23 protein-coding genes are annotated in these 26,746 nt (G+C 67.3%); 15 read left to right on the top strand and 8 right to left on the bottom strand.

Features of this window, described 5'->3' with window-relative positions; genetic code table 11:
* The first annotated feature begins 80 nt into the window (after window positions 1-80).
* The 4 genes from TSH58p_RS08485 to TSH58p_RS08470 all read left to right on the top strand — a co-directional run bounded on the left by TSH58p_RS08485 (window position 81) and on the right by TSH58p_RS08470 (window position 8,459).
* Window positions 81-1,199 carry an efflux RND transporter periplasmic adaptor subunit gene (locus tag TSH58p_RS08485; protein ID WP_109069113.1) on the top strand — a complete coding sequence of 373 codons (1,119 nt, stop codon included), beginning with the start codon at window positions 81-83 and terminating at the stop codon, window positions 1,197-1,199.
* Complete coding sequence (locus TSH58p_RS08480; RefSeq protein ID WP_109069114.1) at window positions 1,196-4,321, top strand: efflux RND transporter permease subunit; 3,126 nt, start codon at window positions 1,196-1,198, stop codon at window positions 4,319-4,321. The genes TSH58p_RS08485 and TSH58p_RS08480 overlap by 4 nt, the downstream gene beginning before the upstream one ends.
* Before the next feature lie 103 nt (window positions 4,322-4,424).
* Window positions 4,425-7,190: a glucosidase gene (locus TSH58p_RS08475; protein WP_109069115.1), complete on the top strand. Its 2,766-nt coding sequence runs from the start codon at window positions 4,425-4,427 to the stop codon at window positions 7,188-7,190.
* 144 nt (window positions 7,191-7,334) lie between these two features.
* Window positions 7,335-8,459 carry an AI-2E family transporter gene (locus TSH58p_RS08470; protein WP_199230074.1) on the top strand — a complete coding sequence of 375 codons (1,125 nt, stop codon included), beginning with the start codon at window positions 7,335-7,337 and terminating at the stop codon, window positions 8,457-8,459.
* Between the two features lie 210 nt (window positions 8,460-8,669).
* On the opposite strand, the gene TSH58p_RS08465 is transcribed toward TSH58p_RS08470, so the two are convergent.
* The 4 genes from TSH58p_RS08465 to TSH58p_RS08450 form a co-directional block, all read right to left on the bottom strand.
* Window positions 8,670-10,250, bottom strand: coding sequence for a gamma-glutamyltransferase family protein (locus TSH58p_RS08465; protein ID WP_109069133.1), 1,581 nt, complete (start codon window positions 10,248-10,250; stop codon window positions 8,670-8,672).
* Window positions 10,251-10,305: 55 nt separating this feature from the next.
* Window positions 10,306-11,271 carry an ABC transporter substrate-binding protein gene (locus tag TSH58p_RS08460; RefSeq protein WP_247873926.1) on the bottom strand — a complete coding sequence of 322 codons (966 nt, stop codon included), beginning with the start codon at window positions 11,269-11,271 and terminating at the stop codon, window positions 10,306-10,308.
* 83 nt (window positions 11,272-11,354) lie between these two features.
* Window positions 11,355-12,128: an ABC transporter permease gene (locus tag TSH58p_RS08455; RefSeq protein ID WP_109069117.1), complete on the bottom strand. Its 774-nt coding sequence runs from the start codon at window positions 12,126-12,128 to the stop codon at window positions 11,355-11,357.
* A 3-nt stretch (window positions 12,129-12,131) separates the two neighbouring features.
* Window positions 12,132-12,974, bottom strand: coding sequence for an ABC transporter ATP-binding protein (locus TSH58p_RS08450; protein WP_109069118.1), 843 nt, complete (start codon window positions 12,972-12,974; stop codon window positions 12,132-12,134).
* Between the two features lie 233 nt (window positions 12,975-13,207).
* Between TSH58p_RS08450 and TSH58p_RS08445 the strand changes: the two genes are divergently transcribed.
* Window positions 13,208-13,912 carry a GntR family transcriptional regulator gene (locus TSH58p_RS08445; protein WP_109069119.1) on the top strand — a complete coding sequence of 235 codons (705 nt, stop codon included), beginning with the start codon at window positions 13,208-13,210 and terminating at the stop codon, window positions 13,910-13,912.
* Window positions 13,913-13,957: 45 nt separating this feature from the next.
* On the opposite strand, the gene TSH58p_RS08440 is transcribed toward TSH58p_RS08445, so the two are convergent.
* On the bottom strand, window positions 13,958-14,356 hold the full coding sequence (locus tag TSH58p_RS08440) for a membrane protein (RefSeq protein WP_014198525.1): 399 nt from the start codon (window positions 14,354-14,356) through the stop codon (window positions 13,958-13,960).
* 79 nt (window positions 14,357-14,435) lie between these two features.
* On the opposite strand from TSH58p_RS08440, the gene TSH58p_RS08435 reads away from it, so the two are divergent.
* From TSH58p_RS08435 to TSH58p_RS08390, 9 genes are all read left to right on the top strand, one after another.
* Window positions 14,436-15,671: an amidohydrolase family protein gene (locus TSH58p_RS08435; RefSeq protein ID WP_109069120.1), complete on the top strand. Its 1,236-nt coding sequence runs from the start codon at window positions 14,436-14,438 to the stop codon at window positions 15,669-15,671.
* A gap of 667 nt (window positions 15,672-16,338) precedes the next feature.
* Window positions 16,339-17,652 (top strand): alanine racemase, encoded by a 1,314-nt coding sequence (locus TSH58p_RS08425; RefSeq protein ID WP_109069122.1) that lies wholly within the window; start codon window positions 16,339-16,341, stop codon window positions 17,650-17,652.
* 21 nt (window positions 17,653-17,673) lie between these two features.
* Entirely contained in the window at window positions 17,674-18,342 is a 669-nt protein-coding gene (locus tag TSH58p_RS08420) for an amino acid ABC transporter permease (protein ID WP_109069123.1), read from the top strand.
* Between the two features lie 14 nt (window positions 18,343-18,356).
* Window positions 18,357-19,007: an amino acid ABC transporter permease gene (locus tag TSH58p_RS08415; RefSeq protein ID WP_109069124.1), complete on the top strand. Its 651-nt coding sequence runs from the start codon at window positions 18,357-18,359 to the stop codon at window positions 19,005-19,007.
* A complete protein-coding gene (locus TSH58p_RS08410) occupies window positions 18,994-19,722 on the top strand; it encodes an amino acid ABC transporter ATP-binding protein (protein ID WP_109069125.1) in 729 nt (242 codons plus the stop codon). Before TSH58p_RS08415 ends, TSH58p_RS08410 begins: the two co-directional genes overlap by 14 nt.
* 70 nt (window positions 19,723-19,792) lie before the next feature.
* Window positions 19,793-20,596 (top strand): transporter substrate-binding domain-containing protein, encoded by an 804-nt coding sequence (locus TSH58p_RS08405; protein ID WP_109069126.1) that lies wholly within the window; start codon window positions 19,793-19,795, stop codon window positions 20,594-20,596.
* Between the two features lie 35 nt (window positions 20,597-20,631).
* Complete coding sequence (locus TSH58p_RS08400; RefSeq protein ID WP_109069127.1) at window positions 20,632-20,976, top strand: RidA family protein; 345 nt, start codon at window positions 20,632-20,634, stop codon at window positions 20,974-20,976.
* A gap of 143 nt (window positions 20,977-21,119) precedes the next feature.
* Entirely contained in the window at window positions 21,120-22,154 is a 1,035-nt protein-coding gene (locus tag TSH58p_RS08395) for a succinylglutamate desuccinylase/aspartoacylase family protein (protein ID WP_109069128.1), read from the top strand.
* Between the two features lie 44 nt (window positions 22,155-22,198).
* On the top strand, window positions 22,199-23,308 hold the full coding sequence (locus TSH58p_RS08390) for a LacI family DNA-binding transcriptional regulator (RefSeq protein ID WP_109069129.1): 1,110 nt from the start codon (window positions 22,199-22,201) through the stop codon (window positions 23,306-23,308).
* A 376-nt stretch (window positions 23,309-23,684) separates the two neighbouring features.
* Here TSH58p_RS08390 and TSH58p_RS08385 read toward each other — a convergent pair.
* The 3 genes from TSH58p_RS08385 to TSH58p_RS08375 form a co-directional block, all read right to left on the bottom strand.
* A protein-coding gene (locus tag TSH58p_RS08385; protein WP_109469197.1) for an IS5-like element ISAzba5 family transposase occupies window positions 23,685-24,442 on the bottom strand; the annotation gives its coding sequence in 2 pieces (ribosomal slippage) (window positions 23,685-24,109 and window positions 24,109-24,442; 759 coding nt in all).
* A gap of 235 nt (window positions 24,443-24,677) precedes the next feature.
* Entirely contained in the window at window positions 24,678-24,887 is a 210-nt protein-coding gene (locus TSH58p_RS08380) for a hypothetical protein (protein ID WP_199230187.1), read from the bottom strand.
* A 112-nt stretch (window positions 24,888-24,999) separates the two neighbouring features.
* Window positions 25,000-25,647 (bottom strand): TetR/AcrR family transcriptional regulator, encoded by a 648-nt coding sequence (locus TSH58p_RS08375; RefSeq protein WP_146205914.1) that lies wholly within the window; start codon window positions 25,645-25,647, stop codon window positions 25,000-25,002.
* Between the two features lie 213 nt (window positions 25,648-25,860).
* On the opposite strand from TSH58p_RS08375, the gene TSH58p_RS08370 reads away from it, so the two are divergent.
* Complete coding sequence (locus TSH58p_RS08370) at window positions 25,861-26,745, top strand: MaoC family dehydratase (RefSeq protein ID WP_109071413.1); 885 nt, start codon at window positions 25,861-25,863, stop codon at window positions 26,743-26,745.
* Window position 26,746: the final 1 nt, after the last annotated feature.

The raw sequence follows: 26,746 nt of genomic DNA, 5'->3' as shown, positions 1-26,746 counted from the left end.
CCCGAATCGCGCGGCCGACCACGCGGCCTCCAACCATGCGGCCTCCAACCATGCGGCCTCCAACCATGCGGCCCCCAACCATGCGGCCGCCCGCGAACCCGCTTCTCGTCGTGCTGCTGGCCCTGGCTCTGGCACCGGCGCTGGCGGCCTGTCAGCCGCAGGGCGGCCATCACGCCGACGCGACGCCGGTGATCCGCCCGGTGCGGACCGTCACCGTGGAGCCGGTGACCTTCCGGATGGGCGGCTCCGCCACCGGAACCATCGAGGCGCGGGCCGACGCCGACCTTGGCTTCCGCATCGCCGGAAAGCTGATCGAGCGCAAGGTCGATGTGGGCAGTCTGGTCAAGGCCGGCGACGTGCTCGCGCGGCTGGACGACCAGGACCAGCGCAACGCGCTGCGGACCGCCGAGGCGAACCTCGCCTCCGCCAAGGCCGATCAGGTGCAGGCGCGCAACGAGGAGGCCCGCAAGCGGGAACTGCTGGCCAACGGCAACGCCCCCCAGGCGCAGTACGACGCGGCGCTGCTGGCGATGCGCACCGCCGACGCCAAGGTCGTCGCCACGCAGGCGGCGCTGCAGTCGGCCCGCGACCGGGTCGGCTACACGGAACTGCGGGCGGACCGGGACGGCGTGGTGACCGCCACCGGGGCCGAGCCGGGACAGGTGGTCGAAGCCGGCCAGATGGTGGCGCGCGTCGCCCAGCCGGAGGAGCGCGAGGCCGTCTTCAACGTCGCCGAAGCCGGCATCCGGGCGGCGCCGAAGGACCCGGTGATCGAGGTCTCGCTGGCCGGCGCGCCGGACATCGTGGCGGTGGGCCGCGTTCGCGAAATCTCGCCCCAGGCCGATCCCGTCACCCGGACCCACACCGTCCGGATCGCGCTGGACAACCCGCCCGAGGCCCTGCGCCTCGGCGCGACCGTCGTCGGGCGCCTGAAGCAGCCGCCCGTCCCGGTGGTCGAGCTGCCGGCAACGGCGCTGTTCGAGGAGGCGGGGCGGAGCTTCGTCTGGGTCGTCGACCCGAAGGCCCAGATCGTCCGGCGCCAGCCGGTCGTGATCCGGGCCAGGGAAAGCGACGGCCCGGTCATCGTCACCGAGGGCCTGACCCGTGGCGACGTCGTGGTCACCGCGGGGGTGCACAGCCTGACCGAAGGCCAGCGGGTCCGGTTCAACCAGAAAATCGAAACGGCGGCTGCACCATGACCGGCTTCAATCTCTCCGAGTGGGCTCTGCGCCACCGCTCCTTCGTCTGGTACCTGATCATCTCGCTGACGCTGGCCGGCGGCATGGCCTACATGCGCCTCGGCCGCGAGGAGGACCCGGCCTTCACGATCAAGACCATGGTGGTCCAGGCCAACTGGCCCGGCGCCACCATCGAGGAAACCATGAAGCTGGTGACCGACCCGATCGAGAAGAAGCTGGAGGAGATCCCCTATCTCGACTACGTCAAGAGCTACACCAAGCCCGGCATCTCGGTCGTCTACGTCAACCTGAAGGACTACACGCCGGCCGAGGCGGTGCCCGACCTGTGGTATCAGGTCCGCAAGAAGATCGCCGACATGAAGCCCACCCTGCCGCAGGGCGTGCAGGGGCCTGCCTTCAACGACGAATTCGGCGACACCTTCGGCACGGTCTACGCCTTCACCGCCGACGGCTTCAGCTACCGCGAGCTGAAGGACTACGCGGAGACCGCGCGGGCCGAGCTGATGCGCGTGCCGGACGTCGGCAAGATCCAGTTCGTCGGCGTCCAGAACGAGCGGATCTATCTCGACTTCTCGACGCGCAAGCTGGCCGCGATGGGGATCGACCGCGAGGAGGTCATCGCCGAGCTTCAGGCGCAGAACGCCGTGGCCCCGGCCGGCGTGGTGCAGGCGGGCGACGAGAAGATCTCGGTCCGGGTCAGCGGCGCCTTCACGTCGGAGGACAGCCTGCGCGCCATCAGCCTGCGCGCCAACGACAAGTTCTACCGGTTGGCCGATCTGGCGGACATCCGGCGCGGCTACGCCGACCCGCCGTCGCCGCTGTTCCGCTACAACGGGCAGCCGGCCATCGGGATGATCATCTCCATGGCGGCCGGCGGCAACGTGCTGACGTTCGGCGAGGGCATCCACCAGCGGATGCGGCAGGTCGAGGCGAACCTGCCGGTGGGCATCGGCGTCCATCTCGTCGCCAACCAGTCGGTGGTGGTGGAGGAGTCGGTCGCCGGCTTCACCAAGGCGCTGAAGGAAGCGGTCGTCATCGTCCTGGTGGTCAGCTTCATCAGCCTGGGCCTGCGCGCCGGGCTGGTGGTGGCGACCTCCATCCCCCTGGTGCTGGCGATGACCTTCATCGGCATGGAATTCTTCGACATCACGCTCCAGCGCATCTCGCTGGGCGCCTTGATCATCGCGCTCGGCCTGCTGGTGGATGACGCGATGATCACCGTGGAGATGATGATCACCAAGCTGGAGGAAGGTTTCAGCCTGGATAAGGCGGCGACCTTCGCCTACACCTCCACGGCCTTTCCCATGCTGACCGGCACGCTGATCACCGTGGCCGGCTTCATCCCCATCGGCTTCGCCCAGGGCGGTGCGGCGGAATACTGCTTCACGCTGTTCGCCGTGGTGGCGATGGCGCTGCTGTTCTCCTGGATCGTGGCGGTCCTGTTCGCGCCCCTCATCGGGGTGAACGTGCTGCCCAAGACCATGAAAACGAAGCATGGCGGCGAACCGGGGCGCCTGATGCGGACGTTCCGGAGCAGTCTGCGCCTGGCCATGCGGGCGCGCTATCTGGTGATCGTCGCCACGCTGCTGCTGTTCGGCCTGTCGGTCTTCGGACTGCGCTTCGTCCAGCAGCAGTTCTTCCCCGCCTCCGACCGCCCGGAACTGCTGGTCAATCTGACCTTGCCGCAGACGGCCTCGATCCGGGCGACCGAGGAGGTGGTGGATCGCTTCGAGAAGGTGCTGGCGGGAGACCCGGACGTCGAGCATTGGAGCTTCTACATCGGCCAGGGCGCCGTGCGCTTCTACCTGCCGCTCGACGTGCAGCTGGCCAACGACTACTTCGCGCAGGCCGTGGTGGTGACCAAGGGCTACAAGGTCCGCGAGGCCGTCCGCGCGCGGCTGGAGAAGGTGCTGAACGAGGACTTCTCCGATCTGAACACGCGGGTCAGCCCGCTGGAGATGGGGCCGCCGGTCGGCTGGCCGATCCAGTACCGCGTCTCCGGACCCGACGTGGGCGAGGTGCGGGCCATCGCCGCGCGGATGGCCGACACCATCGGCACCAACCCCTACACGCTGCTGGTCAACTACGACTGGAACGAGCCGTCGAAGGTGGTGCGGGTCGATGTCGACCAGGACAAGGCCCGCCTGCTGGGGATCAGCTCCAAGTCGCTCAACCAGGCGCTGAACGCCACGGTGTCGGGCGCCGCCTTCACGCAGGTGCGCGACGACATCTACCTGATCGACGTGGTCGCCCAGGCGACCAACGCGGAGCGCAGCTCCATCGAGACGCTGCGCAACCTCCAGATCGCCATCCCGGACGGCCGCACCGTGCCGCTGGGCGAGGTCGCGACCATGCGCTACGACCTGGAGCAGCCGGTGGTCTGGCGGCGGACGCGCCTGCCGACCATCACCGTCCAGGCCGATCTGGTCCCCCCGTTGCAGGCCGCGACGGTGGTGCAGCAGCTGGCCCCGGCGGTGGACGAGCTGCGGCGCAGCCTGCCGCCTGGCTATTCCATCGAAGCGGGCGGCACGGTGGAGAACAGCGCCAAGGGCATGGCCTCGATCACCGCCGTCTTCCCGATCATGATCTTCGTCATGCTGACCATCCTCATGATCCAGCTTCAAAGCTTCCAGAAGCTGTTCCTGGTCATCAGCGTGGCGCCGCTCGGCCTGATCGGCGTCGTCGCGGCGCTGCTGCCGACCGGCACGCCGCTGGGCTTCGTCGCCATTCTGGGCGTGGTCGCGCTGATCGGCATGATCGTCCGCAACTCGGTCATCATGATCGCCCAGATCGACGAGCATCTGGAGGCCGGGGAGCATCCCTGGGACGCCGTCATCAACGCCACCATGCACCGCGTGAGACCGATCCTGCTGACGGCGGCGGCGGCCAGCCTGGGCATGATTCCCATCGCGCCGGAGGTCTTCTGGGGTCCCATGGCCTACGCGATCATCGGCGGCCTGATCGTGGCGACGCTGCTGACGCTGTTCTTCCTGCCGGCGCTTTACGTCGCCTGGTTCCGGATCCGGGAACCGGCGGCGGAGGAACGCGCCAAGCCCCGGTATGACGAGGCCATGCACCCGCCGGGCCCGGCGCCGACAAAGGGGGTGACGAGCGGTGTGTGACCACCCGTCGATCCGCCCACTGACGCGGCGCGCCTCCGGGGGCATCTCCGTCGGCGCCGGATGAGCGGGAGCATCAGCGAACGGTCCAGCGAGGGAGGGGGACATGCCTGACCGGGGTGAACGGCTGGAAGGCGGTCGGACCGCCGAGCATGTGCGGCTCGATCAGGCGCGCGAACAGGGCGTCCCCTGGAAGACGTGGGGCCCCTATCTCAGCGAGCGGCAATGGGGCACCGTGCGCGAGGACTACAGCGAAAACGGCGACGCCTGGAGCCACGTCCCGCACGACCACGCCCGCTCGCGCGCCTACCGGTGGGGGGAGGATGGCCTGGCCGGCATCTCCGACGACCGCCAGAGGCTCTGCTTCGCGCTGGCGCTGTGGAACGGGCGCGACCCCATCCTCAAGGAACGGCTGTTCGGGCTGACCAACGGCGAAGGCAACCATGGCGAGGATGTGAAGGAATACTATTACTACCTCGACAGCACGCCGACCCACTCGTACATGAAGTATCTCTACAAATATCCCCAGGCGGCCTTTCCCTACAACAATCTGGTCGAGACGAACCGCCGGCGGAGCCGCCGGGAACTGGAATACGAACTGATCGATACCGGCGTGTTCGACCAGGATCGTTATTTCGACGTCTTCGTGGAATACGCCAAGGCGTCGCCCGAACACATTCTGATCGAGATCACCGTTCACAACCGTGGGCCGGAGACGGCGGACCTGCACGTCCTGCCGACGCTGTGGTGGCGCGACCAGTGGTCACGAGACGACGGGTCCGAGGATACCGCGCGCAAACCCACGCTCCGCGAAGCCGTACGGGGTCGCACCATCGCCGCCTTCCATCCCGAGGAGGGGGAGAAGGCCCTGCATTGCGACGGCGATCCGGCGCTGCTGTTCACCGGGAACGAGACCAACCGACAGCGCCTGTTCGGCGTTCCGAACCGCACCCCCTACGTCAAGGACGGGATCGACGCCTGCGTCGTGCGTGGGCAGACGGAAGCGGTGAACCCGGACAAGACCGGCACCAAGGCAGCCGCCCACTATCGCCTGACCCTCGCCCCCGGCGGGAGCCGCACCGTCCGCCTGCGCCTGGAGGCGGGCGGCACGGCCGGCGGGGGGATGCCGGGAGACGATGTCTTCGGCGCCGCCTTCACCGACCTGTTCGACGCCCGCCGCCGGGAGGCCGACGCGTTCTACGCATCCATCACCCCGTCGCCGTTCAGCGCGGACGAGGCCCTGGTGTTCCGTCAGGCCCTGGCGGGCATGCTGTGGAGCAAGCAATACTACGAATACGACGTCGGCAGCTGGCTGAAGCAGCACGGAGCGAACCCGTTCGCGGCGGCCCGCCGGATCGGCCCGCGCAACAGCCAGTGGCACCACATGCACAACGCCGACATCGTGTCGATGCCGGACAAGTGGGAGTATCCCTGGTACGCGGCCTGGGATCTGGCCTTCCACGTGCTCGCCCTGACGCTGGTCGATCCCGACTTCGGCAAGCAGCAGCTGGAGCTGATGCTGCGCGAACGCTACCTGCACCCCAACGGGCAAATTCCCGCCTACGAATGGAATTTCGGCGACGTGAACCCGCCGGTCCACGCCTGGGCGACCATCTTCACCTACCGATTGCTGAAGCCGCGGGACGACGAGGCGGACCGCCGCTGGCTTGAGCAGACCTTCCACAAGCTGCTCCTGAACTTCACCTGGTGGGTCAACCGCAAGGACCGCGAGGGGAGGAACGTCTTCGAAGGCGGCTTCCTCGGGCTCGACAACATCGGCGTGTTCGACCGCAGCGCGCCGTTGCCGACCGGCGGCTGTTTGGAGCAGGCGGACGGCACGGCCTGGATGGCGCTGTTCTCCCTGAACATGCTGGAAATCGCGGCGGAACTGACGAAGATCGACCCGGTCCATGCCGACATGGCCGTCAAGTTCGCGGAGCACTTCCTGTGGATCGCGTCGGCGATGACCCGCATCGGCGACGACACGGGCATGTGGGACGAGGAGGACGGCTTCTTCTACGACGTGCTGCGCCTGCCCGACGGACGGGCGGAGCGTCTGAAGGTCCGATCCCTGGTGGGCCTGCTGCCGCTGTGCGCCGTTTGCGTCTTCGATGGTGAGGTCCTGGCCAAGCACCCGGACGTCGCCCGGCGCTTCCAGTCCTTCCTGGCCGATCGCCCGGAGTTGTTGGGGGCCATGCACGACCCGCGACAGGTCGGGGTCGACGGCCGCCGGCTTGGCGCCATCCTGAACGAAGGCCGCCTGCGCCGGGTTCTGACGCGCATGTTGGACGAACGGGAGTTCCTCAGCCCCTACGGCATCCGGTCGATTTCCCGGCATCACGCCGACCACCCCTACGTCTTTGCCGTGGGCGGCCAGGAATTCCGCGTTCCCTACCTGCCGGCGGAGTCCGACAGCGGCATGTTCGGCGGCAACTCGAACTGGCGCGGGCCGATCTGGATGCCGATCAACGCGCTGATCGTTCGCGGGCTTCTCCAATACTACGCCTACTTCGGGAACGGCTTCCTCATCGAATGCCCGACCGGGTCGGGGACCATGATGAACCTCTATGAGGTCGCCCGGGAGATATCGCGGCGCCTGGAGGGCATCTTCCTGCGCGATGAACACGGCAATCGGCCGGTGTTCGGCGGCGCTTGGAAGTTCCAGCAGGACCAGCACTGGAAGGATCACATCCTCTTCTACGAGTACTTCCACGGCGATATCGGCGCCGGCATGGGGGCCAGTCACCAGACCGGCTGGACCGGGGTGGTCGCCCGCCTCATGCATGTCTTCGCGACGACCACGGCGGACGGTTTCCTCGACAACGCGAAGGGAGCCCACGCCGACAAGGCCGTCCACGAGCAGCAGGTGTGAGATCGCACGGCCGCTTCTGCCGTCATGTCCGGTTCACCATGCGCGCGCAGCAGCGGAGTCCCTGTCCGATGAGCTTTTGCCGATGAACTTCTGCAAGACCGGCAAGGCTGTTTGGACCATCGCGCCCTGAAGGGGTCACAAGCCATGGCGGATTTTATTCACGACCGGTTCATGCCGCACGCCGACGCCGCGGAGTCCCCGGAGCGGCACGAGATGAGCTATGTCCGCAAGGCGCTCGTGCTGTCCATGATGCTGATCCTGCTGATCGGCTGTTTCGTCGTGTTGCGGCCCTTCATCGCGGCGATCCTCTGGGCGATCATCCTGTCCTTCAGCACCTGGCCGCTGCACCGGCGCATCGAGCACGCGCTCGGCGGCCGCACAACGCTGGCGGCGGCGATCATGACGCTGATGATCATGGCGGTTCTCGTCGGGCCTCTCGTCGCGCTTGGGATAAAGCTGTCGGAAAATGTCTTCCGGGTCTTCGAAGCGGTTCACGCGGCCATGGACCGGGGGCTTCCCCCCTTGCCGGACTGGCTGGTCGGTCTCCCGATCCTCGGGGACCGCCTGCAGGAGATCTGGAGCGTGCTGTTGAGCGGCGAGTCCAATCTGCGCGCGACGCTCCAGCCCCATTTCGGCCAGATCCGCGATTGGGCCCTTGCAAGCGGTGGGCATCTTCTCTCGGGGACGTCACTGATCGCGCTGAGCGTCCTGATCGCCTTCTTCCTCTATCGGGACGGCCGCACCGCCGTGCACCGGCTGCGCAGCATCGTCGGACGGATCGCCGGTGCCCGTGCGCGGCAATCCCTCGATGTTGCCGCCGATACGATCAACGGGGTCGTCCATGGCGTGCTCGGCACCGCGCTGGTGCAAGCCATCGCCGCCACCCTGGGCTATTGGATCGCGGGGCTTCCCGGCGCCCTGCTCCTCGGTTTCATCACCTTCTTCCTGACGCTGGTGCCGATGGGGCCGGCGCTGATCTGGTTGCCCGCCGCGCTCTGGCTGGCCAGCCAGGGCCGCACCGGCATGGCGATCTTTCTGGTGGCCTGGGTCGGCGTGCTGGTCGGCAGCCTCGACAACATCCTGCGCCCGATCCTGATCGGGAGAAGCAGCGATCTTCCCTTCATCATCATTTTCCTGGGCATCGTCGGCGGTCTCGTCGCTTTCGGCCTGATCGGCATTTTTCTCGGCCCGACGCTGCTGGCCGTGGCGTACGGCCTCATTCGGGAATGGAGCGGGGGAAACGAGCCAGGCGACGCCGTGGCGGAGTAGGCGCCCGCAGCCGAAGCGTTCGATCGCTGTGCTGCCGTTCGGACGCCATGACGACGCGACGCTGCAGGGCGCTCGGAAAACGGTGTCAGACCGAGACCGGCCACGGCGAAGCGACTTCCGTCCGCGGCACCGGAACGGGCGAACTGACCAGGGATGGGAGCCTCGACTTGAAATCTGCGTCCGTCAAAGCGACGAGATCCAGATCAAGGCTCATCGCCGGTCACTTTTCAGTGGCCTGTCAGATCGAAGCGCGTCGCCTTCGCCACGCGGATCATGGGCGCCGGACATGGTGCCTGCATCGGTGAGGCTGATGGCCCCGGCCTGACCGAAGATCGGCGACAAGGCCGGAAGGATCGCCACCTCATGCCCCAGGGCGGCAAGTTCCGCCATCGCGGCCTCGCCCAGGGACGCCTCGACCTTGAGGCTGTCGCGGCTGTCGGAAAAGGTCCTTCCCAGAAGGAAGCGGGACTGGGCGAGCGCCTCCTCGGGCGTCATGCCGTGATCGATCAAGCCGGTGAGCAGCACGGCAAGGGTCTGCGGCTGGCCGTCCGCACCCTGTGTGCCGTAGAGAAGGTGGGGTTCCCCGTTCTTGAGGGCGATGCCGGGGTTCAGGGTGTAGAAGGGCCGCTTGCCGGGCTTGATCGCGTTGCGGCCGCTGGGAACGGTTGAGAACGCCGCGCCACGGTTTTGCCAGAGGACGCCGGTGTCGCCGACCAGGACACCGCTGCCCCAATCGAAATAGGTGCTCTGCAGGACACTCGCGCAACGCCCCTGCTCGTCGGTTGCGGCGAAGAAGACCGTGTCGCCATGGCGGTAGGGATGGGGCCAGGCCAGGGCGCGCGCCGTGTCAATGGCCTCGGCCTTCCCGGCCAGACGCTGCGGGTCGAGAAAATCCCAGGGTGGTGGCTCGGAACCATCGGGGTCGGCGATGAGCGGCCGATCCAGGAAGGCCAGCTTCACCGCCTCGACCAGCAGGTGGTAACGGAGCGGGCTTGCGGGGGGCAGGGCCGCCAGATCGAAGTGGGAGAGGATGCCCATGATCGCCAGCGTGGAAAGGCCTTGCGTCGGCGCCGGCGGGGCCAGCAGGGTCAGCCCGCGGTAGTCCAAGCCGACGGGAGCCTCCTCCCGCGTCCGGGTCGCCGCCAGATCCGCGGCCCCCAGAGGAGAGCCCGCGGCGGCCAACCCCTCGGCCAGTTGCCGTCCGAGCCGCCCGTCATAGAAGGACCGGTAGCCGTCCTCGGCCAGCAGGGAGAGGCTGCGGGCGAGACCGGGCTGCTTGAAGAGTTCACCGGGGACGGCGCTGAAATGATCCGCGAAGCGTCCCCAGTGCGGGATCTCGTCGCGCCGGAAATCGAACCAGAAATGTTGCGAGCGGGCGGGGATGTAGCCGTCCCGGGCCAGGGCGATGGCGGGAGCGATGAGGTCGGCGAAGGGTCGGGCGCCGCCCCATTGATCCGCGCTGTAGGCCAGCGCACGACCCCAGCTGTCGACCGCGCAGGCCGAGGTGACGGTCGAGGCGGGGCCGCGCAGGGGGATCGCGGCATCATAGGCGGGAAGACGGCCCGCCGCCTGTCCGATGCCGAGGAAACAGCGCTGCCGTCCCTGCCGGTCCGCCACCAGCCAGATGGCATCGCCGCCGATCCCGCAGAAATGCGGCATGACGACGGACAGGCTGGCGGCGATGGCGACCGCCGCTTCGATGGCGGTGCCGCCCCTCGCCAGGACGGCGGCCCCGACCTCGGATGCCAGGGGATGCGGGCTGGTGACCATTCCCGGCCGGGCGACGTTCATCTGTTCCCCCATGCGCAAAGCCCGGCCGCTGGTCCGACCGGGCTGTCTTCGGCGATCAGTTGGCCTTGTAGGCGAGCTTGCGGTCGGCCAACTGCGGCAGGAACTGGCGGGTGAAGACCTGTTCCGGCTTGGGCGTGGCGGTCAGCTGATAGCCTTCGACCATGATGCCGATCGAGCGGGCGAGACGCGCGTCGTCCACATCGCCAAGGCCGATCCGGTCGACTTCGGGCGACAGGATGAGCTGCTCGTAGGAGAACTTCATGCGGGCGCGCTCAAGCTCTTCCTTGGCCAGATTGTCATAGGCAAGGACCGCCTTCACCCCGGCCTCGGCATCCGCGCCGATCTCCACCGCCGCCTTGTTGACCGCGCGGACGAGGCCGGCGACGGCGTCCGGTTTCTCCTTGATCAGCTTCTGGGAGACCATCATGCCGTTGGAATAGAGGTCGAGGCCGAATTCGCCGAACAGCAGCCAGTTGTAGTCCTTGGCGGGGTCCTGACGGTTGTTGATCAGGTTGAACCAGCTGGTGATGTTGAAGACCAGGGCGCCGTCGATGTCGCCCTTGATCAGCATCGGCTCCTGCAGGTTCGGCCCCATGTTCTCGATGGCGACCTTGGTCATATCGACCTTGTTGAGCGTGCCGAGCACGGTGACGAGGCGGGTGGTCGGGGTGCCCTGGGCGCCGCCCAGCTTCTTGCCGACGAGATCGGCGGGCTTGGTGATGTTGGTCGTCTTCTTCGAGACGATCGCGAAGGGCGGCTTGTTCCAGAGCTGATAGACCATGACCGGCACCTCGCCGGGGCGGGTCGCCGCGTTCTGGATGATCGCGTTGATGTCGCCGAAGCCGGCGTCGTAGGCACCCGACATGATGCGGGTCACGGTGGCCGCCGACCCTTCGCCCTGGTCGATGGTGACATTCAGCCCTTCGGCCTTGAAGTAGCCCTTCTGCTGCGCCAGCAGGAAGGGAGCGTCGGAGCCCTGGGTCTTCCAGCCGAGCGTGAACTTGATGTTGGTTTCGGCCAACGCCGGCCCGCTCAGACAAAGACCGAGAGCAAGCGTCGAGAAAAGCTTTTTCAACATGGTAGGCTCCGTTTCGGGGTGACGGTTCAGGCGGAAGCAAAGCCCTGCCGACGGGAGGCCCAGCCGGTGACGCGCGCCTCGACAAGCGAGAAGGCGACGTAGAGCAGGATGCCGAGGGCGGCGAGCAGGAAGAGGCCGGCGAAGACCAGCGGCACATCGAAGTTCGAGGAGGCCGTCATCATCACGTTGCCGATGCCCTTGTTGGAGGCGACGGTTTCCGACAGCACGCTGCCGACGAAGGCGAAGGTGACGGCGATCTTCAGCGAGGCGAAGAAGAAGGGCATGGTGCGGGGCAGCCCGACGTTCCAGAGGATGTCGAGCTTGCTGGCCCCGAGCGACTTCAGGACGTCCTCCAGTTCCGGTTCGGTCGTGGCGAGGCCGGTCGCGATGTTGACGACGATCGGGAAGAAGCACATCGCCAGAGCGGTGAGGATGGCCGGCGTCGCGCCCGATCCGAACCACAGCACGAAGATCGGCACCACGGCGACCTTGGGGATCGAGGAAAAGCCGATCAGCAGGGGATAGACCGTGTCGTAGGCGGTGCGGGAGACGCCGATGGCCGCCCCGATGACCACCCCGACGGTGACGCCCAGGATGAAGCCGATCATCGTGGTCCAGAGGGTCTGCAGCACATGGGGCCAGAGGATGCCGAGGCGGTCGACCAGCGTCGCGAAGACCTGGCTCGGCCGGGGGAGGACCAGATCGGAGACCTGGAGGGCGAGGCAGAGGAATTCCCAGGCCGCGAAGAAGCCGAGGATGAGGATGGCCGCCCAGAGGCGACGGCGCAGTTCGTAGCTCATGGCTCAGGCTCCGCGGATGGCGGTGTCGGTGCGCGCGTCGATGATGAGGTCGCGCAGGCGCTGGTTGAGGGCGACGAAATCGGAATCGAAGGTCATCTGGATCGTGCGCGGGCGGGGGAAATCGACGGCGCTGTCATCGATGATGCGGCCGGGGCGGGCGCTCATCACGCAGACGCGCGAGGCGAGGAAACCCGCTTCCTTCAGGTCGTGGGTGATGAGCAGGACGGTGGGTTTGCGCTTCAGCCACAGGGACTGCATCGTCCCCCACAGCTCCTCGCGCGTGAACTGATCGAGGGCGCCGAACGGCTCGTCGAGCAGCAGCAGGCTCGGTTCATGGACGAGGGCGCGGCAGAGGTTCGCGCGCTGCAGCATCCCGCCCGACAGCTGCCAGGGATAATGGCCGGCGAACTTGTCGAGCCCGACATCGGCCAGCAGGGCATGCACCCGGTCGCGATACTCCGTCTTGCGCTTGGCGCGGTAGTCGGAGCGGAAGGGCCGCACGATCTTCAGCGGCAGCATGACGTTCCGCTCGATGGTGAGCCAGGGCAGCATGGTCGGATTCTGGAAGGCCATGCCGATGCGCAGGGCCTTGGCCCCCACCTCGCGCCCGCCGACGAGGACGGCCCCCTGGGTCGGATGCAGCAGGCCGGCCGTCAGCCGCAGGATCGTGGACTTCCCGCAGCCCGACGGGCCGACCAGGGCGACAAATTCGCCTTCGGCGATCCGAAGGTTCGTCTCCTGCAGGGCTGCGACGGCCTTCCCCGGCTTGCCGAACGAAACGGCGGCCTGCGAAAGCTCGACGGCGATGGAAGAGCGGCCTTGCTGGATGGCTTGGGATGGGGACATGCGGCGCACCTCGTGACGGACTGATGAACTGTATGCAACAGGTGCGCCAACTTCCGGCACGAGCCGCACTCCAGGTCAGGGGTGACGGGCTTTTGGCGAGAAAAAGTGTGTACAATTTTTGTATGCACCTCATTTGTGCAGGGTGGTGAGGCGGTTGCATTCAAATGCGGCACTTGGCGAGTTGAATTCCCGCCTGACCTCCCTTATGCAGAGCGGAGTGGGAGAGGGCGGTGATGGCCGAGGAAAAGCGTTCGAGGAAAACCGGAGGCGACCGTGTCGCGGTGATCTGCACGGCCTTGCGGCGCGCGATCATCGAGCGGGCGCTTTCGCCGGGAGACCGGCTGCCGGAGGATTCGCTGGGCGAGCGCTTCGGCGTCAGCCGGACCATCGCCCGCAGCGCGCTCGGGCAGTTGGCGGCGGAAGGCCTCGTCGATCTGCGCCGGAACCGCATCGCCGTGGTCGCCGTGCCGTCCTTCGAGGATGCGCGGGACATCTTCGACATCCGGGTCGATCTCGAGCGTCAGGTCGTCCGGCATCTGGCCGGCAAGCTGACCGAGGCCCAGGTGAAGCAGTTGAAAGCCATCGTCGAAGCCGAACATCAGGCCCGGCATGGCGCCGAGGGGATTTCGATCCGCCTTGCGACGGAATTCCATGTCCGGCTGGCGGAAATGACCGGCAAGCCCGTTCTGATCCGCTATGTGACGGAGATCTGCTACCGCGCGGGGTTGTCGCTGGCGGTCTTCAGCCGGCCCCATTCGTCCGAATGCGCGGTGAATGAGCATCTGGAACTGATCGAGGCGATCCGGACCGGCCCCGCCGACAAGGCCTGCGCCCTCATGGATGAGCATTTGGAGGCCGTAGCCTCCCGCGCGCTGCTGCAAAGCTCGGGCGCCAGGAGCCGCGACCTCATGGATATCCTGGCGCCCTACACCGAGTAAGAGCGCCAGGATATCCAGGTCGGCGGGTCGGGTCGGCGGATCAGGTCAGCGGGCGCAGGAGGGGTCGAGGATCCATTCGGCGCTGTCGTTCCAGACATCGGTTTCGACGATCAGCCCGTCCCGCACCACGAAGCGGTCGACATAGCGGTTGTTGTCGAAGGGCGTGCCGTCCGGCCAGGCGCCGTACAGGTAGCCGAGGCTGTAGACGATGGTTTCCGTCTCGCCCGGCACCACGTCATAGCGCTCGATCCGCTTCTTCACCCATTTGTAGCGGGCGGCGTTGAAGCCGGTCGGCCCGCTCGGCGTATCGAAAACGCGATGCCCGGTGAAGCGGCAGATGAAGCCCGGGGCCACATGTTTCGCCGCGCGCACGGGATCGGGCGCCATGGAGGCATCCAGATAATCCTTCACGGCCTGCAGATCGCGTTCGGTCATCTCGCTCATTGGGAACTCCGCAAGTGTGGTCACGATGGCATCGAAAGTGCATACGATTTATGCATGCAAATGTCACGCCGGATCTGAGATGACGCAGAACCAGATTTTCGACCTTCTCTTGCGCAACGCCCGCCTGAGGGGAGGGCAAGGCCTGCAGGATATCGCGGTCAGGCAAGGTAGGATCGCCGCCATCGGCCCTGCCTTGGCCGCCACGGCCGTCGTGGAGGAGGACGCCGGCGGGCGTCTCGTCCTGCCGGGGCTGGTCGATACGCACATCCATCTCGACAAATCCTGCCTGCTCTGCCGGTGCCGCGATGCCGGCGGCGGACTGAAGGGGGCAATCGCCGCGGTTTCCCGCCTGAAAAGGGATTTCACGATCGAGGATGTCTACGAGCGCGGCGCCCGCACCCTGGAGCGCGCGATCACGCAGGGCACCATGCACATGCGGTCCCATGTGGAACTCGATCCGCTGGTTGGCCTGCGCAGTTTCGAGGCGATGAAGCGGCTCAAGCGGGATTACGCCTTCGCCATCGATCTGTCGATCTGCGTCTTCCCGCAGGAGGGGATGACCCATGACCCGGCGGTCGAACGGCTGCTGGCCCAGGCCTTGGCGGAGGGGGCGGACCTCCTGGGCGGCTGTCCTTACACCGATGCCGACCCTTCGCTGCAGATGGAACGGATCTTCGCGCTGGCGGTGGCGCACGACGTCGATCTCGATTTTCATCTGGATTTCGATCTCGATCCCAGCTGGTCCCATCTCGAGGAGATCTGCCGGCGGACGATGGCGGCGGGCTGGCAGGGGCGGGTCACCGTCGGCCATGCCACCAAGCTCGCGGCCATCGATGATGCCGCGCTGGGGCGGATGATCGCTCTCCTGGCCGATGCCGGCGTGGGGGTTACGGCCCTGCCCGCGACGGATCTCTATCTCAACGGGCGCGATGTCAACCATCGGGCGCCGCGCGGGGTGGCGCCGGTTCATCGGCTGGCGGAAGGCGGCGTTGGCGTTTCGGTCGCGACCAACAATGTCCTGAATCCCTTCACGCCCTTTGGCGACGGCTCGCTGCTCCGCATGGGCAACCTCTATGCGAACCTCATGCATCTGGGGCCTGAGAGCTTCGGCGACTGCCTCGATATGATCTCGACCGGGGCCGCCCGACTGATGCGGATCGCGGACTATGGCATCGCGGTCGGCGGACAGGCGGACATGATCGTGCTCGATGCCGATGACGAGACCGACGCCTTCGGCGGAATAGCCGTGCCCCTCATGGGGTTCAAGCGCGGCCGCAAGAGCTTTGTTCGACCGGCGGCAACGCTGGTGAGGTAGCGGGCGCCCCAGCGACCGATCGGCAGGCCGTTTTGCGTGTGAAGCCCGCTTTCGCACCGGGCAATGCGGCTGTTCGCAGGGAAGGGCTCGACCACGCATGACGGCCTGTTGCCGCCGCTCGACCCGGTTGGCGCTTCCCCGCCATCCCAGCCGGCAGGCTGGCCGTTGCGGACAAATTCCTTTGCCTGTCGGCGCGTTGGCGGGGCCTTCATCGATCGCCGCAGCCGCTCGATGAGGGCGTTGTCCATTCAGCGGCCCCGCCCGCCGATCGCCACCCGAATGCCGGCCGCGGTCAGCAGGCCGGTGAAGCGCCCGCTGGTGAACGGACGGACCTGACCGGCGTCTGGTGCACCCCATGCTTGGCAGCCAACGGCGGCATCGTCAGTTCGCCCCGGATCGCCTCCAGCGCCGCCTGCGCCTTGAACTCCGCCGGAAACCGTACGTTTTTCCCGGCATGGGGTCCGTCCTGCATCCTGGGCGGACGAGGCTCATCCATCCGTCCGGGAGGCGGGGAGCATCGCAGCGGCATCATCCGGGATCGGCCGCAGGAAAACAAAATTTCGCCGGACCGTCATGACAACGTTGTCATCTAAACAAAACGGCGATATGATAACGTTGTCATTAGCGTTCATCGCCTTGCCCACATCTGGCTGGTCAGGATTGCCCCATGAGCCTGTTTCTCGATGCCCTGCTCGACAGCAGTTTAGACGACAGCATCCGGGGGGTGCCGCCCGGAGCGGCGCCGCTGCGGCTGCGTGATGTCGGCGCCCAGGGCTGGCGGCCGGCCGCGGGCGACATGGCGCTTCCGGTGCTGACGCTCGACGAGGACGCCTTCGCCGCCAACCGGGACCTGATCTTCGCCTACGCGCGCCGTCACGGCGTGGCGCTGGCCCCGCATGCCAAGACGCCGATGGCCCCGCAGATCGCCGCCGGCCTCGTGGAGGCCGGCGCCTGGGGCGCCACCGTCGCCAACCTGCAGCAGACGGCCGTCCTGCTGCGCGCCGGAGTCACCCGGCTGATCCTCGCCAACGAGATCGGTGGCCGGGCCAGCGGCGAGCGGCTGGGCGCGCTGCTCGCCGCATACCCCGACGCCGACCTGCGCGCCTTCGCCGACTCCCCCGCCGTGGTCGAGGCGCTCGCCGCCGCGGCGCGTGCCGCCGGCCGGCCCCCCGAACGCCCGCTGTCCGTCCTGGTCGAGGTCGGCGCCGGTCGCGCCGGCGCCCGCGACCGGGCGGCGGTGGACGCGATCCTCGCCGCAGTCGTCCGGCATCCCGGCCTGCTGGTCCTCGACGGCGTCGCCACCTACGAAGGGGCGGTCGCCACCGCCGATCCGGCCGAAACCGCCGCCAACATCGCCGCCCTGATGCGGCGCACGGCGGAGGCCTTCGCGCTGGTGCGCGCGCTGGCGCCGGAGCGGCCGCTGCTGCTCACCGCGGGCGGTTCCGCCTTCTTCGACATGGTGGTGACCGGTCTGGCGCCGGTCGCCGAAGCCGATGGCAACGCCACGCTGGTGCTGCGCAGCGGCGCCATCTTCTTCCACGACCACGGCGTCTACGAACGCGCGCTCGGCGCTCTCGACGCCCGGCAGGGCTTCGCCTGCGGCGGCGCCACGGCGGCCGATTTCCGCCCGGCCCTGCGCCTGTGGGCGGAGGTTCTGACCCGGCCGGAGCCGGAACTGGCCATCTGCGGCTTCGGCATGCGCGACGCCTCCTTCGACCAGGGCCTGCCCCGGCCGCTGCGGGTCCACCGCGACGGCGCCGCGCTCTCCGCGGAGGGGCTGCGGGTGACCCGGCTGAACGACCAGCACGCCTTCGTCGCCGTGCCGGGCGGCCATGATCTCGCCGGCCCCGATCTCGCGGTTGGCGACATCGTGGAGTTCGGGATCTCGCACCCCTGCACCTGCATCGACCGCTGGCGGGTGCTGTTCGGCCTCGGCGCCGACGGACGGGTCCGCAGCGCCTACCGCACCTTCTTCGGCTGATCCAAGGCGCCCAGACACGCCATGCAGACATTGAATTTCCAGCAGCTCCTGCGCTACCAGGACCAGCTGATCGACGGCACGCTGCACACGCTGCTGCTGACCCTGGTCGCCGCGGTGATCGGCACCGCCATCGGCGTAGCCGGTGCGGCGGCGGTGCGCGGCGGGCCGCGCCCGGTGCGCTGGGCGATCCGCGGCTATGTCGAGTTGATCCGCAACACGCCGTCGCTGATCCAGCTGTTCGTGGTCTTCTTCGTGCTGCCGGGCTTCGGGCTGCGGATGGGAGCCTTCGAAGCGGCGGCGATCGCGCTCGGCCTCTATTTCGGCGCCTACTGCACCGAGATCGTCCGCGCTGGGCTCGACGCCATTCCCGGCAGCCAGGTCGAGGCCGGGCAGTGCCTGGGGCTCACCCGCTGGCAGGTGTTCCGCCATGTCGTGCTGCCGCCTGCCCTGCGCAGCGTCTATCCCGCCTTCACCAGCCAGTTCGTCCTGCTGCTGCTCGGCACCTCGCTCGCCTCGCAGATCTCGGCGGAGGAGCTGTTCCACACCGGCGGCTTCATCGAGACGCGCACCTACCGCAGCTTCGAGGTCTATGCCGTGATCTGCGGCATCTACTTCGCCCTGGTGATGACCTTCAAACTGCTGTTCGCCGCGGTGGGGCGCCTCGCCTTCCGCTGGCCGGTGCGGCGCTGACGGAGACACCGGCCATGCGTTCCTTTTCCCTCGCCGACTTCCTGTCGCTGCTCAGCGCGCTGCAATGGACGGGCGTCCTCGTCCTCATCGCGCTCGCCTTCGGCGCCCCGCTGGCGCTGGCGCTCGCCCTGATGCGGACCAGCGCCCGCCGCGCGCTGCGCTGGACCGCCACCGCCTTCCTCCAGCTCGTCCAGGGCGTCCCGCTGCTCGGCCTGCTGATGTTCTTCTACTTCGGCATGCCGGTCTTCCTCGGGGTGGAGATGTCGCCGCTGGTCGCCGTCGGCATCGCCATGACCGTCTACACCGCCTCCTTCCTCGGCGAGATCTGGCGCGGCGGCATCGAGGCGGTGAAGCACGAGCAGTGGGAGGCCGCCGCCTGCCTCGGCCTGTCGACCTGGCACCAGTTCCGCTACGTCATCGCGCCGCAGGCCTTCCGCATGGCGCTGCCGCCAACCGTCGGCTTCCTCGTCCAGCTGATCAAGGGCACGTCGCTGGCCTCCATCGTCGGCTTCGTGGAACTCGCCCGCGCCGGTCAGCTGGTCAGCGCCGCCACCTTCCAGCCCCTGCTGGTCTACTCGATCGTCGCGGCGATCTACTTCGCCGCCTGCCTGCCCCTCACCCTGTGGGCGCGTTCCCTGGAGGCCCGTCTCAATGGCGCTCGTTGACATCAAGAACGTTACCAAGAGCTACGGTTCCATCGAGGTGCTCAAGGGTGTTTCGCTCAGCATCGACGAGGGCGAGATCGTCACCATCATCGGCAAGTCGGGCTCCGGCAAATCGACCCTGCTGCGCTGCATCAACGCGCTGGAGCGCATCGACGGCGGCGAGATCACGGTGGAGGGCCAGCCGGTGCGCACCGACATGCCAAACCTGCGCGGCTTCCGCCAGCGCGTCGGCATCGTCTTCCAGGCCTTCAACCTGTTCCCGCACATGACGGTGGAGCGCAACATCACGCTGGCCCCGGTCCTCAACAAGCGGATCGCCAAGGCGGAGGGCCGGGCGCTGGCGATGGACGTGCTGGCCCGCGTCGGGCTGGCCGACAAGATCGACGCCTATCCGGCCCAGCTCTCCGGCGGGCAGCAGCAGCGCGTCGCCATCGCCCGCTGCCTCGCCATGGGGCCGCACCTGATGCTGTTCGACGAGGTGACCTCGGCCCTCGACCCGGAGCTGGTCGGCGAGGTTCTCAAGGTGATGGAGGACATGGCGCGCCAGGGCATGACGATGGTCCTGGTCACCCACGAGATGGGCTTCGCCCGCAACGTCGCCTCCAAGATCGTCTTCATGCACCAGGGCCGCGTCTGGGAGGAGGGGCCGCCGGCGGAACTCTTCGCCAATCCCCGCACCCCCGAACTGCGGAGCTTCATCGCCTCCGCGCGCTGAGCCACCACCGGTCCCCTTTTCACCGAGCCCCTTAAGGGCCGGACAACGACCAGAACAGAGGAGCAATGTCGTGAGACTCTTCCGGACCCTCGCCGCCGCCGTGGCGGTCTGCGCCACCGTCGCCCTGTCCTCCGCCGCCCTGCCGTCCGCCGCGCAGGCGGATGCCCTGAAGAGCGCCCTGTCGGCCGGCAAGCTGCGCGTCGGCGTGCTGATGGACGCCGCCCCCTGGGGCTTCAAGGACGCCAAGGGCGAGGCCGCCGGCCTCGACATCGACCTTGCCAAGCTGATGGCCGCCGACATGGGCGTGAAGCTGGAGCTGGTCCAGGTGACCGGCGCCAACCGCATCCCCAGCCTGCTCGCCAACAAGGTGGACGTGCTGATCGCCGCCGCCGGCGCGACGCCGGAGCGCGCCCAGCAGGTGGCCTTCTCCCAGCCCTACGCCGCGGTCAATCTCGGCGTCTACGGGGCGAAGGCGATGGCCACCGCCACCGACCCGGCCGAGTTGAAGGGCCACAGCATCGGCGTCGCCAAGGGCTCGACGCTGGACATCTGGCTGACCGACAACGCCCCCGGCGCCAAGCTGGTCCGCTTCGAGGACACCCCCGGCGCCATCGCCGCCTATCTGGCCGGCCAGGTCGAGACCTTCGCCGAGAACAGCGCCATCGCGCTGAAGGTGTCCGAGGACAATCCCGGCAAGGATGTCGAGCTGAAGTTCCTGATCCGCCAGTCGCCGGCCCATGTGGTCGTCCGCCACGGCGAACAGGACATGGTCAACTGGATCAACACCTTCCTGTTCTACAACCGCCTGAACGGCAAGCTGAGCGCCCTTCAGATGAAGTGGTTCAAGGAAAAGCAGACGCTTCCGCAGATGTAATCCGCCGTTCGGCATCGCAAGAGAGGTTTCATTCGATGATCACGAGGTTCCAGGTCGGTTCGCGCATGAGCCAGGCCGTCGTCTGCCAGGGCATGGTCCACATCGCCGGCCAGGTCGCCAACAACCGCAAGGGGTCGATCGCGGAGCAGACCCGGGACGTGCTGGCGAAGATCGACGCCCTGCTGGAGGAAGCCGGCACCGACAAGTCCAAGCTGGTCGCCGTCAACGTCTTCCTGCCGCACATCACCGACTTCGACGCCATGAACGAGGTCTACGACGCCTGGATCGACCCCGCTAACCCGCCGGCCCGCGCCTGCACCGAGGCGCGGCTGGCCGACCCGGACCTGCGCGTCGAGATGACGGCGCTGGCCTCGCTGTAACACCGCCGACGCTCCTGGTTCCGACCCGTCGGGATCAGGAGCCACCGACGCAGCCCGCTTTCCCGGCGAACCGGAGGAGGCGCCGGGCATCCGCTGCCCTGGCAAACGCTGTTAAGGCGCCCCTCCGCCACAAGGTTTTTGGAATGCACACTGGCCTCTACCACGCGCTCGATTTCGCCGCCGACGGCAAGTCGCTGGATTTCCTCAGCATCCCGTTCTCGGTGGACCGTTCCCCCTATTATCAGGTGAAGGTCCCGGTCTGCCGCGTGCGCAACGGGGCTGGTCCGCGCGTGCTGCTGATGGCGGGCAACCATGGCGACGAGTACGAAGGCGAACTGCTGCTGGGCCGCCTGTTCCGCCGGCTCGATCCCGCGCGCATCCGCGGCGAGGTGACGATCCTGCCGGCCACCAACGCGCCGGCGGTGATGGCGGCGCGGCGCCGGTCGCCGCTGGACGAGGGCAATCTCAACCGCGCCTTTCCCGGCGACCCCGCCGGAGCGCCGACCTTCCGGCTGGCGCATTTCCTCGAGCACGAACTGTTTCCGCGCCACGACGTGGTGTTCGACCTCCATTCCGGCGGCACCTCCATGGCCCATCTGCCGTGCGCCCTGATCGAGCGGCAGGGCACGCCCGACCGGTTGGGCCGCGCCCTGGAGCTGATGCGGGCGCTGGGGATGCCCTATGGCTTCGTGGCGGAGAATGGCGCCACGGCGCCGACCTCGATGGCGGCCGCGGCGCGGGCCGGCGTCATCGGCATCAGCGGCGAGTTCGGCGGCGGCGGCACGGTGACGCCGGAGACCATGGCCTACACCGCCCGCGCGATCGACAACCTGCTGATCGCCGTCGGTTTGACCGATGCGCCGGTCCTCTCGGTTTCCGGGCCTGCTCCGGCACCCATGCAATTGCTTCAGCTTGACAGCCACCGGCAGGCGATCTACGCGCTGCGGCGCGGCTGGTTCGAGCCGGCGGTCGACGTCGGGGCGCGGGTCGATGCCGGCGACCTCGCCGGCTGGTTCCACGACCTGACGCGTTTCGACCAGCCGGAGGAGGAACTGCGCTTCCAGGAGGCGGGCATCGTCATCTCGCGGCGCCTGCACAGCGACAGCGAGGCTGGCGACTGCCTGATCCAGGTGGCGCGTCCGGTCGAGGAGGCGGGCGTCCTGACGCGCGCGGCCTGACCGCTGATTGACAACCGCGGATCAACAGACGGGAGACGGGCGGCATGAGTGACACCGGTGCGGCAAGGCGGCCGCCGACCATCGACGACGTCCTCCGCCTCCGGGCAGCGGAACCGTTGCCGTCCAGCGACGGGGGACCGGTCGAGGTGGTGTCCCGCGATGGGGCGGCTCCGCCGCGCATCGTCGAGATCGCCCGGCTTGCCGGGGTCTCGCCGATCACCGTCTCGCGCGCCCTGCGCCATCCGGAAAAGGTGGCCGAGGCCAAGCGCCGCAAGATCCTGGAGATCGTGGAGCGCACCGGCTACGCCACCAACCCCCATGCCCGCGCGCTGAGGTCCGGTCAGTCGAACATCGTCGCCGCCTTCGTCTCGAACCTTCAGAGCCAGCAGTTCTGCCTCGCCGTGCAGGGCTGCGGCGAGGTCCTGGAGCCGCAGGGCTACCAGTTGATGATCGGGCAGACCTCCTACTCCTACGCCAAGGAAACGACGATGATCCAGTCGCTGCGCGAGATGCGCCCGGCGGCGGTCATGTTCACCGGCGTCATCGAGATCGAGGACAACCGGCGGGCCTTGCGGGCGCTGGGAATCCCGATCATGGAGACCTGGGCCTATCCCCGCGACCCGATCGACATGCTGGTCGGCTTCTCGAACATCGACAGCGGCCGCTTGGCGGCCGAGCATTTCGCCGAGCGCGGCTACCGTCGCGTCGGCTTCATCGGCCGCCGCAGCGGCCGCGGCGCCCTTCGCCTCACCGGCTTCCGCGAGGGCGCCCGCGCCGCCGGGCTCGACATCGTCGCCGAACTGTCGGTCGACGGGGTCAGCAGCATGGTCGATGGCCGCCGCGCGCTCGGTGACCTTCTGTCGCGCAACGCGGCGGTCGAGGCGGTGTTCTGCGCCAACGACCTGCTGGCGACCGGTGCATTGCTGGAGGCGCGCCGGCTGGGCATGCGGCTGCCCGACGACATCGCCATTCTCGGCTTCGGCCACAACGACGTCGCCGAAGAACTGCCGCCCGGCCTGACCACCATCGGGATCGACAGCCGCGATCTCGGCCGTCAGGCCGGATCGATGATCCTGCAGCGGATGCGCGGCGAGATGCCGTCGGAACCGACCTGCGCCGTCGAACTGACGCTGACCCGCCGCGGCAGCAGCTGATGAACCGGCCCCGGTCCGGTCGAGGCGTGCCGTCTCCGGGCCGGTCCAGCCGTGGTCCGACGAACTAGCATCAGGCCACGGATGGGTTGACCCGATTAAAATGTTGAAAAGGCTGATTTCATCAGAGCCGGCGTGACCCCATTTCCACAATAAGATTGATCTGGTTCAAGTCATCGCCTTGCGTGTCAACGTTTTTGCGGTGCAATCCCAGCAACGTATTCTTTGTCTTCCGTCACCGGTCGATCACCGTGAAGGGCGTCGCGATGGTTCGTGCGAAAAGCCGGATTCCAATGTCTTTGCCGGGTTGGTGGTGCGAAACGTTGCGGGTTGATCAGGCGGCAAGTCAAAGCGCCTTTGCCCTTCTTAGGGTCCGGACTCATAACCAGTAGGCGACGGTTGCCACGATGTGGACGGCGGCCATGAAGTTGGTGGCGGAGCGGTCGTATCGGGTGGCGATGCGCCGGAAATCCTTGAGGCGTCCGAACATGCGCTCGATGACGTTACGGTTCCGATAAAGGTAGGGAGAGAAGCAGTTTTTCCAGCGCTTGTTGGCGCGTGGCGGGATGTTGGGCGCGGCTCCCGCCTCTTCGATCTTCCGGCGAACAGCGGCACTGTCGTATCCCTTGTCGCCGTGCAGGAGATTGGTGGCGGGCATCCGGTCGAGCAGACGGTCGGCGGCGGTGCAGTCAGCCACCTGACCGCCGGTCAACAGGAAGGCGAGCGGCCGACCGCGCGGATCGCTCAGGGCGTGGATTTTGGTGGTTCTCCCACCTCGGGACCGTCCAATGGCCTGGGCGCGCTCCCCCCTTTCCCGCCACTCGCTGAACGATGGGCGCGGACCGCCGTGGAGTCGATCATCACCTGGGCTGGTGGGCCACCTGCCGCTGCCAACGCATGGAAGATGTCCTCCCACACGCCTTTGGCCGCCCAGCGGACGAAGCGGTTGTAGAGCGTCTTGCGCGGACCGTAGACCGGCGGTGCGTCCGCCCAGCGCCCACCCGACTTCAGCACATGGACGATCCCGCTGATCACACGTCGGTCATCCACGCGCGGCTTGCCTCGGGTATCGCGCGGAAGGTGTGGCTCAAGCCGTCCGAACTGCTCCACCGTCAACCAGAACTGACCGTCGTTCATAACAAAGCCCCTTTCCAGGGCTTTGAATCACAACGATTCCCTTCGGGAAAGGCTCTTTATGGGTCCGGACCCTAGGCTCGACCTGTTTCATCAACGCCTGCTCTCTCTGTGCGACAACCAAGCGGATCCCGGTGCTTTCGACCGCGCCATCACCCGCCTGCTGCCCCTCCCGATGGGCTGGGTTCCGGTCGTTCCTGGACGGCGGTTTGGGCGGACAAACTTTTCCCGCTGGTTTTTAACCGCCCGATTGATGCTCTGCGCAGAACTTGAAAACGAAGGTGGAGGCGTCATCGCTGCCCCGGTCGGTCAGCGTGGCGGCGACGATCCGGCCGCTGCCCGCGTCCAGGCCGATGTGCAGCGCCCGCCAGGAGCGCCGCCTTTTGGTGCTGCGCTTCTCAATCAGCCATTCGGTCGGCCCACACAACTTGCGCAGCCAGAAACCCAAACGGAGGTGGGCCGCTGCCTACGACAGCGATCCCATCCATCAAACAGCCCGGCCTGAGCGCCAACACTTCTGCATGCTCTCCGACCCTGCCAACCCGAACTTGACGGTGCCGTTACGGTTGGTCGCCGTACAGCCGATTGCCCGGATAGCCCTGTACGGGTCCGGCGGCCAGCCCACGGCACAGGAGAGACGCCGACGCCTCCGCGATCTCGCCGATGGTCCAGGCCCCCCCGGGCCGATACCATTTCGTCACCCAGTTTGCAGCACCCAGAACGGAGAAGACGGCGAACTTCGGATCGCAGCGCAGGATGCTGCCATCTGTGACCCCGGTGCGCACGACGTCTTGCAAGCGGCGCTCGAAGGCATCGCGTTTCTCGATCACCACCCGCAACTGGTCGTCGCTGAGCGAGCGCTCTTCCAATATGACGACGCTAAAGCTGTCATCGCCGATGATCGAGATGATGTAGGCAACAAGGCTAAGTCTTAATTGCTCAAGTCCATTCAGGGACGAGTCCGTGCAGATTGTTGCCAACGCTTGGTCGGCTGCTGCCAAATGGCATTGGAAAAGAAGATCCTGCTTATTCTTGACGTAATAATAGAGCGTGGCCTTGGATACCCCCAGAGTCTCGGCGATATCGACCAGAGACGTTCCGTGATAGCCGTTGCGACGGAAAGCAGCGGCGGAGACTTGGTAAAGGACCTCAAGCTTGAGGTTTCTCTGCTGCTCAGGGTTGAGGACAGATTTGTTCCAGCGTGCCATGTCGTCCGTTGCCTCAGCCTTCGCGATGTGTCGCAACCCGCTTCACCAGTGTCCTTCCCTTGGAACACAACCGGGCGTTCCGATCAAGCCCCGATCGACCCTTAAGGCATCGATTCGACTTTCAGGTCGAATAAGCGTCTTGGAGGTTGACACGTCGATCCCTGAATTAGATTATCCACCAAACAATCATGAATTGGGATTGAGGGGAGGACCATGGACAACGCGACGAACAGGTCGCCGCGCGCCAGGGGGGCGCGCTGGGCGCCGTCGGGATTCGAATACCCGTCGCGCAGCGTCGCCCATTCCGCGGCCTATCAGACCGAACGCCTGACCTCGGCCGACGTCGATCCCGCTCTTTACGGCGACCAGTACGAAGCCGGCCTGTTCGGGCTGGACTGCTTCGACTCGATGGTCGCCAGCGGCCTCGACATCGACGGCTACGTGTTCTTCTCGCAGGTCTACCGCCAGTTCCGGCCGTCCAGGGTTGGGGAACCGCTGACCGTGACCGGTTGGGTCCGCGACCTGCACAAGGTGCGAAAGGGCCACAGCGTCACCGAACTCTACCGCCTGACCGACGGCGAAGGCCGCGTCTGCATCGAGACCGAGCTGACCGGCCTCCTCGCCGATCCGCAGGGACAAACGGCGCAGGATGCCGGCGACGCGCCGCCGATGCCGCGGCGGGCCGAGCTTCCGGCCGATGGCTGGACCCTGCTGCGCGAGAAGCAGGTGACGCCCGACAAGGTCCGCGTCTTCTCCCAGGACGTCGGCAACGACATCCACTTCGACGAGGAGTTCGCGCGCCGCCACGGATTCCGCGCCCCGCTGGCCCAGGGGATCATGTCGGCGGTCTGGCTGCTGTCCGTCCTGGCGGACGAACGTCCGCCGGCCGCCTTCGACGTCGAGGTGCGTTACCTGCGCCCGGTCTTCTGGGACTCCCGCTCCAGCCTCTGGGTCCGCCGCTCCACCGACGGTGCCGTTGAGATGGCGCAGAGCCGGAACGACGAGGGCAAGGTCACGGCGGACATGCGGGTGAGGTCGGTGTCCTACGACCCGATGTCCTATGGCCCGGCGCCGTCCCAGGCTCCGGCAGGGGGGTGAC

The sequence above is a fragment of the Azospirillum sp. TSH58 genome (assembly GCF_003119115.1).
Taxonomy (GTDB): domain Bacteria; phylum Pseudomonadota; class Alphaproteobacteria; order Azospirillales; family Azospirillaceae; genus Azospirillum.
This window is presented reverse-complemented; position numbering and strand designations above follow the sequence as displayed.

Excerpts from the sequence above, each read along its gene's own strand:
- TSH58p_RS08485 (WP_109069113.1), top strand. The coding sequence starts at position 81 with ATGCGGCCGCCCGCGAACCCGCTTCTCGTCGTGCTGCTGGCCCTGGCT.
- TSH58p_RS08480 (WP_109069114.1), top strand. The coding sequence starts at position 1,196 with ATGACCGGCTTCAATCTCTCCGAGTGGGCTCTGCGCCACCGCTCCTTC.
- TSH58p_RS08475 (WP_109069115.1), top strand. The coding sequence starts at position 4,425 with ATGCCTGACCGGGGTGAACGGCTGGAAGGCGGTCGGACCGCCGAGCAT.
- TSH58p_RS08470 (WP_199230074.1), top strand. The coding sequence starts at position 7,335 with ATGGCGGATTTTATTCACGACCGGTTCATGCCGCACGCCGACGCCGCG.
- TSH58p_RS08465 (WP_109069133.1), bottom strand. The coding sequence starts at position 10,250 with ATGAACGTCGCCCGGCCGGGAATGGTCACCAGCCCGCATCCCCTGGCA.
- TSH58p_RS08455 (WP_109069117.1), bottom strand. The coding sequence starts at position 12,128 with ATGAGCTACGAACTGCGCCGTCGCCTCTGGGCGGCCATCCTCATCCTC.
- TSH58p_RS08450 (WP_109069118.1), bottom strand. The coding sequence starts at position 12,974 with ATGTCCCCATCCCAAGCCATCCAGCAAGGCCGCTCTTCCATCGCCGTC.
- TSH58p_RS08445 (WP_109069119.1), top strand. The coding sequence starts at position 13,208 with ATGGCCGAGGAAAAGCGTTCGAGGAAAACCGGAGGCGACCGTGTCGCG.
- TSH58p_RS08440 (WP_014198525.1), bottom strand. The coding sequence starts at position 14,356 with ATGAGCGAGATGACCGAACGCGATCTGCAGGCCGTGAAGGATTATCTG.
- TSH58p_RS08435 (WP_109069120.1), top strand. The coding sequence starts at position 14,436 with ATGACGCAGAACCAGATTTTCGACCTTCTCTTGCGCAACGCCCGCCTG.
- TSH58p_RS08425 (WP_109069122.1), top strand. The coding sequence starts at position 16,339 with ATGAGCCTGTTTCTCGATGCCCTGCTCGACAGCAGTTTAGACGACAGC.
- TSH58p_RS08420 (WP_109069123.1), top strand. The coding sequence starts at position 17,674 with ATGCAGACATTGAATTTCCAGCAGCTCCTGCGCTACCAGGACCAGCTG.
- TSH58p_RS08415 (WP_109069124.1), top strand. The coding sequence starts at position 18,357 with ATGCGTTCCTTTTCCCTCGCCGACTTCCTGTCGCTGCTCAGCGCGCTG.
- TSH58p_RS08410 (WP_109069125.1), top strand. The coding sequence starts at position 18,994 with ATGGCGCTCGTTGACATCAAGAACGTTACCAAGAGCTACGGTTCCATC.
- TSH58p_RS08400 (WP_109069127.1), top strand. The coding sequence starts at position 20,632 with ATGATCACGAGGTTCCAGGTCGGTTCGCGCATGAGCCAGGCCGTCGTC.
- TSH58p_RS08395 (WP_109069128.1), top strand. The coding sequence starts at position 21,120 with ATGCACACTGGCCTCTACCACGCGCTCGATTTCGCCGCCGACGGCAAG.
- TSH58p_RS08390 (WP_109069129.1), top strand. The coding sequence starts at position 22,199 with ATGAGTGACACCGGTGCGGCAAGGCGGCCGCCGACCATCGACGACGTC.
- TSH58p_RS08375 (WP_146205914.1), bottom strand. The coding sequence starts at position 25,647 with ATGGCACGCTGGAACAAATCTGTCCTCAACCCTGAGCAGCAGAGAAAC.
- TSH58p_RS08370 (WP_109071413.1), top strand. The coding sequence starts at position 25,861 with ATGGACAACGCGACGAACAGGTCGCCGCGCGCCAGGGGGGCGCGCTGG.